This is a genomic window from Tundrisphaera macrotermitis (genome assembly GCF_051175315.1).
Taxonomy (GTDB): Bacteria; Planctomycetota; Planctomycetia; order Isosphaerales; family Isosphaeraceae; genus Tundrisphaera.
The window spans coordinates 2,811,068-2,825,318 of the sequence record NZ_CP195100.1 but is presented as its reverse complement, the minus strand read 5'-3'; the positions used below and the strand labels follow the sequence as shown (position 1 = coordinate 2,825,318).

Below are 14,251 nucleotides of genomic sequence, written 5' to 3'. Positions count from 1 at the left end.
ATGCCGGAACCCCGTCAGAAGGCGTCGGCCGAGACGACCTCGCCGCCGCCCCGGGTGGACAGGGCCCGCCAGGTGGCGAGGTTGATTGCATCCTTGGCGAAACCGACGTGGCCGTCGCAGTACAGGACGTTGACGCCGCCCGGATGGTTGCTCCGCGCCGCCTTGATCGCCGGGTTGTGGGGCGGGCTGCTCTGCCAGCAGTCGAACGACCGCGAGTTGGGCGTGAGGTAATGGTTGTAGAGCGAGCTGCGGTAGTCGCCATCCCACCAGCCGAAGCCCTTGTCCAGCCGCCAGCCGGTCGGGGCGGCGCAGCCGGCATCAGTCAGCGGGGCGGAGGAAACCGCCGCCGCCCGCCGGACGTCCTGCGGCACGGGTGTCGCCCCGGACTGGGTGGAGGCCCCCCCGGCGGCCGGGCCGAGTAGCTGCTCGGACGCGGCCACGGTGTGGCTAGACCCGTCGGTGATGCTGGCGATCCCCTGGGCCGGGCCCAGGACGAACGCCCCGTTGGCCGGCACGGTCACGCCCGCATCGCCCGGGACGGCGGTGCCCGGCGAGCCGTCGCCGGTGGAGAAGTGGTAGTTGCTCGGCCCGGAGTGGACGCCGCCCGGCAGCGTCGTCGGGGGAGCGGCGCCGTCGCTCGGGCAGAGGAACGTATTGACGATCGACCCGGTCACGGTGGTGTTGGCCGCGAACGGGGTCCAGGGCGCCCCGCCGTAGACGCCGGTCGCCCCGGGGGCGATCGGGTAGTTCATGTTCAGGGCGTTGTAGACGTTGGTCTGCTCCAGGAACGGCGTCATCTGCGCCAGGGGCGACCAGCGGTAATGCAGGGCCGGGACGGGCAGGCCCGTCGTGTTGGCCGGGTACAAAAAGCCGACCGGGAAGCTGTTCGAGGTGGCGTGGTAGTTGTGCATCGCCAGCCCCAACTGCTTGAGGTTGTTGGTGCACTGGCTGCGGCGGGCGGCCTCGCGGGCCGCCTGCACGGCGGGCAGCAGCAGGGCGATCAGGACCGCGATGATCGCGATCACGACCAGCAATTCGATCAGGGTGAAGGCGCGACGGCGCATGGCTTCGGATCTTTCCGAGGAGGGGCGAACGGGCCCACGACCGATCGATGCGGGCAGGAGGCCCCGATCGGCGGCGCAGGCTGGCCAGGAACGGTCGACGTCATGGCCGCGTCAGGCGTGCGGACGCGGGGCATTCAGGCGTCGATGCGACGTTCCGGCGGCTCGTCGGGAGGGGATCCGGCCAGGCCCTCACTCCGATCCGATCCGGGGGGGACCAGCATCGAGGAGGAGAAGCCGGGCACGAAGGCCACGATCGCGGGGCAGTCGGCCTTCTCCACGGACAAGGCCACGGCCGACACGCCCGGGGGCAGCGCCCCGCCGCACGGGGCCATCCCCATGCACGGTCCGGCCTTGGCCGGCGTGCGGGCCGGGGGCTTGCCCGGCTTCGGCTTCGCGGGCGCCTTGTGCCTGCAGCAGCACACGGTGCCGCAATCCATCCCGCACGGGCAGCGGTGCTTCCCCTCGCCCGCGTTGGCCGCGATGCCCGGCGAGGCCAGCGCACCGGGCGCGATCCCGCCCGCCAGCCACAGCGCCGCCACGATCGCCACCCAGGCGGGGCGACGCAGTGAGGGTCGGGCGTGGCGAGGGTGGTGGGTCACGGGGCCGGTGTCTGCACGAGGAGGGAGGATCGAGCCCTCATCATCAGCGGCCCCGCGCCCCTCGTCAAGCCTCTGGCGGAGCGAGCCGGGAAGCGATCAATTCGAGCGGGTGGACGGCATCCACGCCGGCCAATCCGTGCACCTGGCTCCGGCATGAGAAGCCGGGGGCCACCAGCCGCGTGCCCGGTTCTTTCGCCAATGCGGGGAGGAGGACACGGTTGGCCAGGGCCTCGCTCACCTCGTAATGGCCGAGTTCATAGCCGAACGACCCGGCCATCCCGCAGCAGCCGGAATCCAGCTCCGACACCTCCAGCCCCTCGACCCTCCGCAGCGCGGCGAGCGTCCCGGCCGTTCCCACCAGCGCCTTCTGCTGGCAGTGGCCGTGGAGCAGGACTTTTTCGGGCGAGCCGGCGGTCAGCGGCAGGTCCGGCACGGCCTCGCGGTCGGCGATGAAGCTGTCGACCATCCGCGCCGAGGCCGCGACGAGGTCGGCATCCGGGCCGAGGCGGAAGTCGCGATACTCGTCCACCAGGGTCAGCAGGCAGCTCGGCTCGCATCCCAGGATCGGCGTCCCCTCGCGGGCCGCTCCCACCAGCCGTCGGACGTTCTCGCGGGCGAGGTCGCGTCCCAGGGTCAAAAGGCCCTTGGAGATCGCCGGCCGGCCGCAGCACGGCAATCCAGCCAACTCAACCGTGTAGCCCGACGCTTCCAGGACCCGAACCGCCGCCCGGCCGACATCCGGGCTGTTGTAGGTGGTGAAGCAGTCGTCCAGGAGGATCACCTTGCCGCGCGACCCGGCCCGAGGGTCGGGCGTGTGGGCTTTGAACCACTTGCGGAGGTGGTTCGACTCGAAGGTCGGCAGGGTGCGGCGACGGTCGATCCTGGCCAGCTTCTCCATCAGCCACCGGAAGGCGGGGCTGCGCAGGGTCGCGTTCGCCAGCGGGGCGGTGGCCGAGCCGATGGGGTTGAGTCGGAAGATGTAGGCCATGAGCCGGACGCCCAGCGGGACCGGCCGGCCCTTGTAGGACTGGTGCAGGACCTCGGCCTTGAGCTTGCTCATATCCACGTTGGACGGGCACTCGGTCTTGCACGCCTTGCACTGGAGGCAGAGGTCCAGCGCCTCGCGGAGCGCGGGGTGGTCCAGGTTGTCGGCCGGCATGGTGCCGTCCAGGACCAGGCGGAGGGCGTTGGCCCGGGCGCGGGTGGTGTGGCGCTCGTCCAGGGTGACCATGTAGCTCGGGCACATCGTCCCGCCGCCGTTCTTGCGGCAGGCCCCGACGCCCGAGCACATCTCGGCGGCGCGGGCGAACCCGCCCTGGGCGTCGAAGTCGAACAGCACCTCCTCGGGCTCGACCGCGTGATAGGTCGGGCCGATCCGCAGCGACGCGCCGGGGTCGGGCTCGGCCACCACCTTGCCGGGGTTCATCCGGTCGCGGGGGTCAAAGGCGTGCTTGACCTCGCCGAAGGCGGCATACACCTCGTCGCCGAACAGCTTGCGGTTCCAGATGCTCCGGGCCAGGCCGTCGCCGTGCTCGCCGCTCATCGAGCCGCCGAACTCGACCACCAGGTCGGACACCTCGCGGGAGATCTCTCGCAGGGTCTCGACCCCCTCGGCGGTCTTCACGTTCAGGACCGGCCGGATGTGGAGGCAGCCGACGTCGGCGTGGCCATAGCAGGCGCCGTGGGTGCCGTGCCGGGCCAGGATCGCGGCGAATCGGTCGTAGAAGGCGGGCAGGACCTCCGGGGCCACCGCCGTATCCTCGACGAACGCCACCGGCTTGTGGTCGCCGACCATGCCCATGAGCAAGGAGACGCCGGCCTTACGGATCTTCCAGAAGTCGTCCTTGGCCGACTCGCTCAGGCTTTGCCGGACGCCGAGTACGCCGGGCTGCCCCTCGAACCGCCGGGCGAGGTCGCCGGCGCGGTCGGCCAGTTCCTCGGCCGAGTCGGCGTAGAACTGGGCGGCGAGGATCGCCTCGGGGCGTCCGGAGGCGAAGCTCAGGCTCCGGGCATAGTCCCGGTTCCGCGCGGCGAGGTCGAGCATCATCCGGTCGACCATCTCCACGGCGGCCGGTCCGGTGGCGATGATCTCATTGAGCCGGTCCAGGGCCGCCGGGATCGAGGCGAACGACAGGATCACCAGCCCCTGCGCGGGCGGGATCGGCACGACGTTGACCTCGGCCGAGGCGATCACGGCCAGGGTTCCTTCCGACCCCACGATCAGCCGGGCCAGGTTGAACGCCCACGGCCCATCGACCCACCCCGGCGCCCGCCGGGCCAGGCCGGGCACCAGCTCGTCCAGGTTGTACCCGCTCACCCGGCGGAGGATCTTCGGGAACCGGGCCTCGATCGCGGCGCGGTGCCGGGCCACGGTGTCGCGGACCGATCGGTGGATCCGTCCGACCCGGTCGTCCTGGCGGCAGATCCGATCCAGGTCTTCGGCCGAGGTCGGCCCGAACGTGGTGCGGGTGCCGTCGTCCAGCACCACGTCGAGCGACCGGACGTGGTCCACGACCTTGCCGTATTTCAGGGACCGGGCGCCGGCCGAGTTGTTGCCGATCATCCCGCCCAGGGTGGCGCGGTCGCCGGTCGACACATCGGGGCCGAACATCAGGCCGAGCGGCCGGAGGTGGGCGTTGAGGCGGTCGAGCACCACGCCCGGCTCCACCTTGACCGTCATCCGGTCGCGGTCGACGATGCCGATCCGGTTCAGGTACTTGGACAGGTCGAGCACCAGCCCCTCGCCGATGGTCTGGCCCGACAGGCTGGTGGCGGCCCCCCGGGGGACGATCGGCACGCCCTCCTCGAAGGCGATCCGTACGGCGGCGGCCAGGTCGTCCCCGGTGCGCGGGACGACCACGCCGAGCGGCTCGATCTGGTACAGGCTGGCGTCGGTGGCGTAGAGCCACCGGCTCCCCTCGTCGAGGAGGACTTCGGCCGTGGTCTCGCGGCTGAGTCGGTCGCGGAGCCGCGACGTTGCGGCGGTCATGGTGGGCATCGTGCGGCGGCTCGCGGGTCTTCGCGGCGATCGGGGATCGGCCTCGGCCGTCCCTCGGGACGCATCCGTCATCGTCCCGCCCTCATTCTATGCCAACGCCGGCCCGATCGACCACGCCTCTTGGACAGCGGCGATGAGCCTGGCACCTGCCCGACCTCGGCCTACTCGTAGATGCCGGACGCCCAGGAAAAGGGGATGATGGCGATCCAGAAGATCCCCAAGGCGCGGCCTAGCCGATCATCCCAGGCGGGTCGGGGCCGCCATTGACCCGTGAGGAACAGGAACGCCCACAATGCTGCCACGGCGATGCCGATCTCGTTATCCTTGTCGAAGAGGTCGCCGTAAATGACCGGCCAATCCCTGTTGAAGACCATATCCATCCATTTCGTCCAGAACCCATCCGGGTAATCCCAGACGAGGATGGCTCCTCGTGCCGCACATCGGATCGCCTTGGCGGAGACGAAGACCACCGCGACGAATCCGGCCCCCAATCCCGGTTCACGCAGGGCCGTCCAACTCCTCCGGTCCTTCAACCCGAGGACCAGCGTTGCCGCGTGGACCAGGAAGGCCGCGGGTATGACCGTGCTGATCCAGTGCCAGAGGAACTGAAGCCGCCAATCGGTGGGATACCCCGGCTCCCAGAGATGGTCGTCGTTCTTGAAGGCATGGGCGAAATGGATCGAGCCGACCGCCATGGCCGCGATCAAGATCATCAGGTCGATGACTTTGAACCGAGCACCCGGGGGACTCTCGCGTGTGGAAGCGGGAGGTTCCAATCCACTGCCCCCGAGGCTCGCCGGGTGTCGGTGATCGGCCGGGCGGATGGGTGATGCGGGCCCGGGGGATTCGAAAGGTGGGCTTTTGATGGGCGAGGCGGGTCGGGCTCGCGATGGGAACGAGCCCGACCCGTGATCGATCAGGCCAGTTCCGGCAGGGCCGGCTTGGCGGAATCGCGGAGGGCCGGATTCAGGGACTCGGCCAGGGCGAGCAGGCCGAACAGGACGGTCGCGAAGAAGGCGTCTCCCAGCAGGGCGTTCTGGAAGAATGGCAAGGCCGCCCCGTAGCTGAGCATCACCCCGTTCAGATTCTTGGGGTAGGGCGAGGTCGGTTCGAAGACGTAGGCCGCGTTGGTCACCAGGAAGAACAGGACCGACGAGGCCAGCGTGGCCAGGGCCACGGTGGGGACGGTGCGGCGGTCGCGGATCAGGAAGCCGATGCCGACCGTCGCGACCAGGCAGGCATAGACGACCACCTGGCCGGGATAGAATCCCCAGAACGGCTGCTGGCCGCCGGACAGGGCGTAGGTCACCTGGAGCAGGACGTCGCTGAGGAACAGGGAGGCGAGCGGGACCAGGATCGCGGCCCAACGCTTCGGGAACGCGGCCCCGCCCAGCAGGGCGACCGCCGCCACCGGGCTGAAGTTGTGCGGGTGGGGCAACAGCCGGCTGAGCGCGGCCGTCAACGTCAGCGCCGCCAGGAACCAGAAACGCGGGCGATTCATCGCTCTCCCTCTTCCTTCTTCAGCTCGCAAGGCATGATCCCGGGCGACCGGCCCGATCCCCGGCGACGATGCCGGGCGGGCGTGATACCGTGTATTGTCGCCCGCCGACGCCCCCAGGTCTACGCCTTTTGCGATCGGGCTCGGATTCTTGGGCCGGGTGGGGGCCGGGCCCGGCTTGTGATCGACGGATCGGTCCGGGATAATGCGGGCGCTGAAGGCCCCCCCGCGAGGACTCTCCCCCATGCGATCGCTCCCCCCGTGGGCCCTGCTCGGGCTCTGGACGCTGGCCGCCCCCGGATGCGCCGAGAAGATCGGGCCGGAACCCAACAAGCTCGATCCGGGCGGGTCCGTGGTCGTCTATTCGGCCCTGGATCGCGAGTTCTCCGAGCCGATCCTGGTCGACTACGGCAAGGCCGCGAACGTCGACGTCCGGCCCAAGTTCGACGTCGAGAGCACCAAGACCGTCGGCCTGACCAACCTCCTGATTGCCGAGGCCGAGCACCCCCGCTGCGACCTGTTCTGGAACAACGAGATCCTCAACACCCTGCGGCTCAAAGATAAGGGCCTGCTCGCCCCGTTCCGGCCCAAGCACCTGGGGGAGATCCCCGACGCCTTCCGGGCCAAGGACGACACCTGGTACGGCTTCGCGGCACGGGCCCGGATCCTGCTGGTGAACACCCGGCTCGTCCCGCAGGACCAGAGGCCGGGCGGCATCAAGGACCTGCTCGACCCGAAGTGGAAGGGGAAGGTCGCGATGGCCAAGCCCCTGGCCGGGACGACCGCGACCCACGCCGCCTGCCTGTTCGCCGCCTGGGGCGACGAGCCGGCCAAGACGTTCTTCCGCGACCTGAAGGCCAACGAGGTCCAGATCGTGAGCGGCAACAAGCAGGTGGCCACGGCGGTCGGCTCGGGGCAGGCCGCGTTCGGGCTGACGGACACCGACGACGCGATGGTGGAGATCGAGGCCGGCAGCCCGGTGGCGATCATCTACCCGGATCGCGGGCCGGACCAACTCGGCACCCTGTTCATCCCCAACGTGATCGCCCTGATCAAGGGGTCGCCCCACCCCGAGGCCGCGAAGGCCCTGGCCGACCACCTGCTGGGCCCGGAGGTCGAATCGGCCCTGGCCAGGGGGCCGAGCGCCCAGATCCCCCTGCTGCTGAGCACCCCGGCCACCGCCCGCGTCGAGACGCCGCAGACGGTCAAGCCGATGGCGGTCGACTTCGAAGCCGCCGCCAGGCTCTGGGACGAGGTGACCCGGTTCCTGGAAGCGGAATTCACCGGGGGCTGAACACGTCCCGATCACGGGGAGGAACTTTCGCCGATGAACCTTCGATCCGCCTTGCTGATGGCCCCCCTGCTCTCCGGTCTCGCCCTGGCGGCCGGGCCGGGCCAGACCTGGGATTTCGAGGCCGACGCCCCCGGCGCCCTGCCGAAAAACTTCACCAATGAGGTCGGCCGCTGGGTGGTGGCCCAGGACGGCGGCAATCGCGCCCTCCTCCAGGACGCGAAGAACGAGAAGCCCGCCTTCAACGTCGCCCTCGTCGATGCCCCGCCCCGCAAGGACCTGGACCTCTCCGTCCGGCTCCGGGCGATCGACGGCGAGATCGACCAGGGGGGCGGGCTGGTCTGGCGGGCCAGGGATGCCCGGAACTACTACACCGCCCGCTACAACCCGCTCGAAGACAATCTCCGCATCTACAAGGTCCAGGACGGCGTGCGGACGATGTTCGGGTCGGCCGACGTGCCCGGCGACCTCGGCTGGCATACCCTCCGGGTGACGATGGTCGGCCCGAAGATGACCTGCTCGCTGGACGGGAAGAAGTTCCTGGAGGCCGAGGACGCGACCTTCCCCGACGCCGGACGGATCGGCCTCTGGACCAAGGCCGATGCCCGGACCCAGTTCGACGACCTGACCCTGGCGGACTGACGCGGCCCGGACCCCGACGAGGAGCGACGACATGGGGCGGATCTCCCGGGCGATGGCCGCCTGGTGCGTGGGCTGGATGGTGGACATGGTCGCGATGGCCCTCTGGTCCTACGACGGCCTGACGTCGCTCCTCTTCCAGCCGATCGTGGCGGCGATCATCGCCAGCCTCGGCCTCGGCATCGTCCTGCTGGTCGGGCTGGTGCTCCGGGTGCGGGGCATCGGCCGCCTCTGGGATGCAACGCCGAGCATCGCCGCGGGCCTGGCCGGGGCGAGCCTGGCGGTGATGGCCTTCGGCTCGTCGGTCGGCCTCACCGGCCTGTTCACCGACCCCGACACCGGCCGGTCGTTCTCGGCCCTCCACCCGGCCGCGGCCCTGCTGAGCTACGTCTCGCTCCTGTTCGCCGTCGCCCACTGGCCCGCCCGGACGGTCGCCGGGCGCCCGGCCTGAGCCGGTCGCGGTCGTTTGGCCTGGCATGGGGCCCACCGATCGTATGGAATGGTCGCATGGCCCCGGATCGAACGCCGGCCGGGGCCGTCGCACCATCCCCCTGGAGACGCACCGGATGCACCGTTCGTCGTGGGCCGCATGGGCCCTCCTCCTCGCAGCGATCCCGCCCCTGGCCCCGGCCGCCGAGATCAAGTCGGGCATCGACAAGAGCTTCGTCGACCCGGCCGCCCGGCCGCAGGACGACCTCTACCGCCACGTCAACGGCAAGTGGCTGGACACCGCCGAGATCCCGGCCGACCGCCCCCAGGATGGCGCCTTCTACAAGCTCCGCGACCAGGCCGAGGCCGACCTCCGCGTCCTGATCGAGGAGGCCGCCAAGGGCGGGGCGTCCGGCTCGGCCGAGGCGAAGAAGGTGGGCGATCTGTTCGCCAGCTTCATCGACGAGGAGGCGATCGAGGCCCTCGACCTCCGGCCGATCGCCGACCAGCTCGCCCGGGTCAAGGCGATCAGCAGCAAGGCCGAGCTGATCGCCGCCCTCGCGGCGCTCCAGAAGGACGGGGTCTCCGGCCCGTTCGGGCTCGGGGTGAACACCGATGCCAAGCAGTCGGACCGCTACATCCTTTATCTCTCCCAGGGGGGCCTCGGCCTGCCCGACGAGTCGTACTATCGCGACCCCAAGTTCGCCAAGATCCGCGAGGCCTACGTCGACCACATCGCCGGGATGTTCGCCCTCTCCTCGGCGGCCAAGGACCCCGAGCCGGCCGCCGAGCGGGTCATGGCCCTGGAGACGCTGCTGGCCAAGAACTCGTGGGACCGGGTCAAGAGCCGCGACGACACGCTGACCTACAACAAGAAGGACCGCAAGGCCCTGGACGAGATGGCCCCGGGCTTCGACTGGGCCGCCTTCTTCGACGGGATCGGCGCCAAGGACATCAAGGAGGTCGTGGTCGCCCAGCCCGACTTCTTCACCGCGCTGGCCAAGGCCCTCGACGACGTCTCGCTGGACACCTGGAAGGAGTGGCTGGGCTGGAACGTGGTCCACGCCCACGCCCCGATGCTGAGCAAGGCGTTCGTCGATGAGAACTTCGAGTTCTATGGCCAGATCCTCACCGGCTCCAAGGAGAACCGCCCCCGCTGGAAGCGCGGGGTGGCGACCGTCGAGGGGATGCTGGGCGAGGCGATCGGCAAGCTCTACGTCGCCAAGCACTTCCCGCCCGCCGCCAAGGAGCGGATGAAGCAGCTCGTCGCCAACCTGACCGAGGCGTATCGCCAGGACATCAAGTCGCTGGAGTGGATGGGCCCGGAGACCAAGAAGAAGGCCCTGGAGAAGCTCGACCAGTTCACGCCCAAGATCGGCTACCCCGACGAGTGGCGGGATTACTCGAAGCTGGAGATCCGCCGCGACGACCTCGTGGGCAACATGCACCGCTCGGCCGCCTTCGAGCTGGCCCGCGACCTCGGCAAGCTGGCCAAGCCGGTCGACCGCAACGAGTGGTTCATGACCCCGCAGACGGTCAACGCCTACTACAACCCGGGGATGAACGAGATCGTCTTCCCGGCGGCGATCCTCCGGCCCCCGTTCTTCGACATGGAGGCCGACGACGCGGTGAACTACGGCGGCATCGGCGCCGTGATCGGCCACGAGATCGGCCACGGCTTCGACGACCAGGGCTCCAAGTACGACGGCAAGGGCAACCTCAACGACTGGTGGACCGACGCCGACCGCGCCGAGTTCGAGAAGAGGGCCAAGCTCCTGATCGAGCAGTACAACGGATACTCTCCCGCCCAACTGCCCGGCCAGCACGTCAACGGCGCCCTGACGATCGGCGAGAACATCGGCGACCTCGGCGGGCTGACCATCGCCCACAAGGCCTATCGGATCTCGCTGGGCGACAAGAAGGCCCCGGAACTCGACGGCCTGACCGGCGAGCAGCGGCTGTTCATCGGCTGGGCCCAGGTCTGGCGGAGCAAGACCCGCGAGGCCGAGGCGATCCGCCGACTGGCCGTCGACCCGCACTCGCCGACCGAGTTCCGCTGCAACGGCGTGGTCCGCAACATGCCCGAGTTCTACGAGGCGTTCGGCGTCAAGGAAGGGGACAAGCTCTACCTGCCCCCCGACCAGCGCGTCCGGATCTGGTGAGCCATCCGCCCCGCCCGGGCGGCGACGCACCGGGCGGGGTGGGTTCGTTTCGGTTTCCCGGGGCAGGCATCCGGGTCGCCCTGGGTTCGTTTGGGCACGCCTGGCGGCCCCGGGTCGGACCGACCTCGGTGGGTTCGTTCGGGGGCCGGGCGAGGAGGCCCGGGCGAGCTTGGGTTCGTTTGGGACGGCCCTCCTCGGGCCGGCAAGACCGCGGCACGGCGGGACTTGTTCGACCGATGTTATTTCGGGGTCGCGGGTAGCGTCAGCTCGACGAAGACAGGCTGGTGGTCCGACGCCCTGGCCGTGGTGTCGACCCGAGCCTTGGCGAAGCCTTCGCCGATGTCGGGCGTGGCCAGGATATAGTCGATCCGGCCGGGGTTCTTGCCGCCGAGCCCGAGGGTCGCCCCCGGCCCTTCCCCGGCGCGGGCCCAGGCGTCGACGAACACTGGGTTCGTTTTTCCCGGGGCCGGGGCGATCAGGCGGGCGTAGTCCGGCGACTCCGGGCGGAGGTTCAGGTCGCCCATCAGGATCGCCGGGCCGGGCTCGGCCGCGACGATGGACCGGACGGCGTCGATCTGGAGCTGCCGATCCTCCTTCGAGTCGTGCGCCAGGTGGGTGACGAAGACCCGGAGCTTGACCCCGTTCACGTCCAGCAACGATTCCAGGAGCCCTCGGGGCTCGGCCTGCTCGCGCCCGGCCGACCGGGGCAGCGGGTGGTTCCGGGACGAGACGATCGGGAACCGGCTGACCAGGGCCACGCCGTATCGGCCGTCCCCCACGATCAGGTTGCCGCCGAAGGTGACGTTGCCGCCGAGCGCCTTGCCCAGGCGTTCGGCCTGGTCCTCGAACTTGCTCCGCTCGCCGAAGCGGACGTCGACCTCCTGGAAGGCCACGATGTCGGCCCCCCGGACGACCCCGGCCACCCGATCGAGGTCCAGGACCCCATCCTTGCCCTCGGCGTGGTGGATGTTGAACGTCGCAAGGCGGATCGGCTCGGCCGCCGGGGCCGGTGCGGCCAGGAGCATCAGCCCCACGGCCAGGATCGCGGCTCGCTCACTTTTCATGTCCGAAAGACTCCCGGCTAACGAAAACCACCCCCGGAGTCGGGGGCGGCTTGAGGACGAGGAGGATGGTGCGACCCGGATCAGTACGCGTCGGCGCTGATGATCTCGCCCCCCTGGGTCGAGCTGAGGGCCCGCCAGGTGTTCAGGTTGATCGTGTTCTTCATGAACTTCACGCTGCCGTCGCAGAACACGGAGTTCACGCCTCCCGGATGACGGCTCCGGGCCCCGGTCATCGTCGGGGCATTCGCCACCGTGTTCGCCAGGCAGGGCGTGTTCGCATTCGCCGGGTAGGCGCAGGCGGAGGCCGAATACATCTGGTCGGGCAGCGGTGAATTCGGGGCCAGGTGGGTCGTGAACGTGGCGGCGTCCGTCCACCAGGTCACCCCGCGCAGGTCCGCCCCCTTCCCGACCACGACTTCCGAGTTCATCATCGTGTTGCTCAGCCCATCGGTGATGTCCGCCAATCGGGTGACCCGACCCTTGTTCACCGAGTCGACGTGGTTGGCGTTCGAGTAGCGGGCGATGAAGCTGAACGGGGAACCGGCGAAGGCGACTCCGTTGAGGACGGGAAGCTGATCGATGTCGTTCTGGCCGAAGTTCGCCACGTAGTTATGGGCAGTGATTTTCCCATTGTTGGCCGCCCCGAGGGCCGTGCTGGTCGGCCGGCTCGGCGAGTCGCTGGGACACAGCAGCGCACCGATGAAACTCCAGGTGACCGTGGTGTTCGCCACGTCGCTGTATCGGGGGTTGGAGTAGTTATAGGCGTTGTACAGTCCGCCCTGTTCCAGGTAGGGCAGGATGAACGACTGCCAGGTCCCGTTGCAGCAACCGACGACGCCCGGGGGCAACGTCCCCACGCTGTTCTCGTAGTTGAGCATCGCCAGGCCGATCTGCTTCAGGTTGTTGATGCACTGGCTGCGGCGGGCGGCCTCGCGGGCCGCCTGGACGGCGGGGAGCAGCAGGGCGATCAGGACCGCGATGATCGCGATGACGACCAGCAGCTCGATCAGGGTGAAACCGCGTCGGATCGGGGATCTCATGGACGAACTCCGTAATGGATCGCTGGAATGGATGAAGTCGACCGGGAGTTATTTCGAGGTCAGCTCGAACGGGAAGGCGTTCGGCTGGCCCTTGACCACGTCGGCCTTGAGGGTGCTGTTGATGTTGTACTTGCGGGGGATCTGATCGTGCATGGGGGGCTCCACGGGCGCGTCGATGGCCCCGGTCCCGCTCTCCTCGGGCTTGGCGGCGGGCCGCTTCTTGGCCGTCGGGTCTTCCCCGGGCACCGGCGATGAGATGGAGACGAGATAGGAGCCGGGGGCCAACCCCTGGGAGGCGGGGATGGCGTACTTGCCCCCGGAGATCGGGGCGTCGGCGGTGGTCTGGGTCGCGGCCGGGTCGGACGGCAAGAATCGGATCGTCCCCGACTCCAGGGGCTTCCCATCGAGCGTGACCGTCCCGGCGACGGATTCCCGAGGGATGCCGTCGCCCCCACAGCCGGGGAGGGCGAGTCCCAGCAATAGACCCAGGGAGAGCGGGGAGAAAGCCAAGGCACGGACCATCATTACTTCACTCCTCGGCCGGAGCCCTCGCCGGAGTCGGGCCGGCGAGCGTCGGATGCATGGGATGAAAGTCTACAAGACTTAGCAAAATCCAAGCCGGTCGCATATCATCCAGCCGACATCCCGGCCGTCGGATCCCGGGCGGATTGCCCAAAAGCATCATTTCTCGGCGAGGAACCGGGCCAGGTCGCGAAAGGGCCCGATCGAGAAGCTTTGGTTCCGCCCGCTGGGGTTGGGGAGGACCCAGAGCCGGGACGGCCCGATGGACTCCTCCTGCGGGCCGAATCGGGCCCGGGGCCGCCGGAACGCGGTCCGGTAGGCCGTGATCCCCACGAAGGCCACCCATTTCGGCCGATGGAGCGCGACCAGGCGCCCCAGTTCTTCCCCGCCCAGGACCAGTTCGGCCGGGGTCAGCTCGTCGGCCGCGCCGGTCGAGCGGGCCACCAGGTTGGTGATGCCGAACCCGAGGGCGAGCAGTTCCCGATCCTCGAACGGATCGAATCGACGGGGCGTCAGGCCCGCCGCGTGCAGGGTCGGCCAGAACCGATTCCCGGGCCGGGCGAAGTGGTGGCCGACCGCCCCGGAGTAGAGGCTGGGGTTGATCCCGCAGAACAGGACCCTCAGCCCGGGGGCCACGATATCGGGGATCGTCCGGTTGTGGGCCCGGGCGATCTGCTCCGGGGTCGGCTTCCACGGCGGGTTCACGGCCATCGCTCCTGCAACAGTCTTGATCTTCATTTCCTCCAACTGTATCAGAACGAGGAGCCAAGCCCGATTCGCCGTCATTCTCGACCCAAAGCGGTACCTCTCAAAAATTTCTCCAAGAATTCCTAAGACTCCTAGACTACGCAGCCAATCGTGCCGTATATTGGATCGTCTGAACCGCCTTCGCGTTGGACCCCGTCAGGTTGGCGGGACAAACGGGACGATACCTGGAGATTCCCA

Annotated in this window: 13 protein-coding genes; 4 read left to right on the top strand and 9 right to left on the bottom strand. The window is 69.3% G+C overall.

The window, feature by feature from the left end; translation table 11 throughout:
- Nucleotides 1-14: 14 nt before the first annotated feature.
- From TA3x_RS11295 to TA3x_RS11275, 5 genes are all read right to left on the bottom strand, one after another.
- Complete coding sequence (locus TA3x_RS11295; protein ID WP_435021227.1) at nt 15-1,064, bottom strand: DUF1559 domain-containing protein; 1,050 nt, start codon at nt 1,062-1,064, stop codon at nt 15-17.
- 134 nt (nt 1,065-1,198) lie between these two features.
- Nucleotides 1,199-1,663, bottom strand: a complete 465-nt coding sequence (locus TA3x_RS11290) for a hypothetical protein (protein WP_435021225.1) — start codon at nt 1,661-1,663, stop codon at nt 1,199-1,201.
- 64 nt (nt 1,664-1,727) lie between these two features.
- Nucleotides 1,728-4,652: an FAD-binding and (Fe-S)-binding domain-containing protein gene (locus TA3x_RS11285; protein WP_435021223.1), complete on the bottom strand. Its 2,925-nt coding sequence runs from the start codon at nt 4,650-4,652 to the stop codon at nt 1,728-1,730.
- A 170-nt stretch (nt 4,653-4,822) separates the two neighbouring features.
- Entirely contained in the window at nt 4,823-5,374 is a 552-nt protein-coding gene (locus tag TA3x_RS11280) for a hypothetical protein (protein ID WP_435021222.1), read from the bottom strand.
- 203 nt (nt 5,375-5,577) lie between these two features.
- Nucleotides 5,578-6,162 carry a DUF6580 family putative transport protein gene (locus TA3x_RS11275; protein ID WP_435021221.1) on the bottom strand — a complete coding sequence of 195 codons (585 nt, stop codon included), beginning with the start codon at nt 6,160-6,162 and terminating at the stop codon, nt 5,578-5,580.
- A 241-nt stretch (nt 6,163-6,403) separates the two neighbouring features.
- Here TA3x_RS11275 and TA3x_RS11270 point away from each other — a divergent pair, with 241 nt between their 5' ends.
- The 4 genes from TA3x_RS11270 (at nt 6,404) to TA3x_RS11255 (ending at nt 10,680) form a co-directional block, all read left to right on the top strand.
- Nucleotides 6,404-7,453: an extracellular solute-binding protein gene (locus tag TA3x_RS11270; protein WP_435021220.1), complete on the top strand. Its 1,050-nt coding sequence runs from the start codon at nt 6,404-6,406 to the stop codon at nt 7,451-7,453.
- Between the two features lie 33 nt (nt 7,454-7,486).
- A complete protein-coding gene (locus tag TA3x_RS11265; RefSeq protein WP_435021219.1) occupies nt 7,487-8,092 on the top strand; it encodes a hypothetical protein in 606 nt (201 codons plus the stop codon).
- Nucleotides 8,093-8,123: 31 nt separating this feature from the next.
- Nucleotides 8,124-8,540 carry a hypothetical protein gene (locus TA3x_RS11260; protein ID WP_435021218.1) on the top strand — a complete coding sequence of 139 codons (417 nt, stop codon included), beginning with the start codon at nt 8,124-8,126 and terminating at the stop codon, nt 8,538-8,540.
- A 115-nt stretch (nt 8,541-8,655) separates the two neighbouring features.
- Complete coding sequence (locus TA3x_RS11255) at nt 8,656-10,680, top strand: M13 family metallopeptidase (protein WP_435021216.1); 2,025 nt, start codon at nt 8,656-8,658, stop codon at nt 10,678-10,680.
- A 239-nt stretch (nt 10,681-10,919) separates the two neighbouring features.
- Here TA3x_RS11255 and TA3x_RS11250 read toward each other — a convergent pair whose 3' ends face one another.
- The 4 genes from TA3x_RS11250 to mug form a co-directional block, all read right to left on the bottom strand.
- Nucleotides 10,920-11,744 (bottom strand): endonuclease/exonuclease/phosphatase family protein, encoded by an 825-nt coding sequence (locus TA3x_RS11250; protein WP_435021215.1) that lies wholly within the window; start codon nt 11,742-11,744, stop codon nt 10,920-10,922.
- 80 nt (nt 11,745-11,824) lie between these two features.
- Nucleotides 11,825-12,784 (bottom strand): DUF1559 domain-containing protein, encoded by a 960-nt coding sequence (locus TA3x_RS11245; protein WP_435021213.1) that lies wholly within the window; start codon nt 12,782-12,784, stop codon nt 11,825-11,827.
- Nucleotides 12,785-12,832: 48 nt separating this feature from the next.
- Nucleotides 12,833-13,309, bottom strand: a complete 477-nt coding sequence (locus TA3x_RS11240) for a carboxypeptidase-like regulatory domain-containing protein (RefSeq protein ID WP_435021212.1) — start codon at nt 13,307-13,309, stop codon at nt 12,833-12,835.
- Between the two features lie 156 nt (nt 13,310-13,465).
- On the bottom strand, nt 13,466-14,011 hold the full coding sequence (gene mug / locus TA3x_RS11235) for a G/U mismatch-specific DNA glycosylase (RefSeq protein ID WP_435021210.1): 546 nt from the start codon (nt 14,009-14,011) through the stop codon (nt 13,466-13,468).
- Nucleotides 14,012-14,251 lie beyond the last annotated feature (240 nt).

Coding starts and splice junctions, on each gene's coding strand:
- TA3x_RS11240 (WP_435021212.1), bottom strand. CDS start 13,309: ATGATGGTCCGTGCCTTGGCTTTCTCCCCGCTCTCCCTGGGTCTATTG.
- TA3x_RS11250 (WP_435021215.1), bottom strand. CDS start 11,744: ATGAAAAGTGAGCGAGCCGCGATCCTGGCCGTGGGGCTGATGCTCCTG.
- TA3x_RS11255 (WP_435021216.1), top strand. CDS start 8,656: ATGCACCGTTCGTCGTGGGCCGCATGGGCCCTCCTCCTCGCAGCGATC.
- TA3x_RS11265 (WP_435021219.1), top strand. CDS start 7,487: ATGAACCTTCGATCCGCCTTGCTGATGGCCCCCCTGCTCTCCGGTCTC.
- TA3x_RS11245 (WP_435021213.1), bottom strand. CDS start 12,784: ATGAGATCCCCGATCCGACGCGGTTTCACCCTGATCGAGCTGCTGGTC.
- TA3x_RS11260 (WP_435021218.1), top strand. CDS start 8,124: ATGGGGCGGATCTCCCGGGCGATGGCCGCCTGGTGCGTGGGCTGGATG.
- TA3x_RS11275 (WP_435021221.1), bottom strand. CDS start 6,162: ATGAATCGCCCGCGTTTCTGGTTCCTGGCGGCGCTGACGTTGACGGCC.
- TA3x_RS11270 (WP_435021220.1), top strand. CDS start 6,404: ATGCGATCGCTCCCCCCGTGGGCCCTGCTCGGGCTCTGGACGCTGGCC.
- TA3x_RS11295 (WP_435021227.1), bottom strand. CDS start 1,064: ATGCGCCGTCGCGCCTTCACCCTGATCGAATTGCTGGTCGTGATCGCG.
- TA3x_RS11280 (WP_435021222.1), bottom strand. CDS start 5,374: ATGATCTTGATCGCGGCCATGGCGGTCGGCTCGATCCATTTCGCCCAT.
- TA3x_RS11285 (WP_435021223.1), bottom strand. CDS start 4,652: ATGACCGCCGCAACGTCGCGGCTCCGCGACCGACTCAGCCGCGAGACC.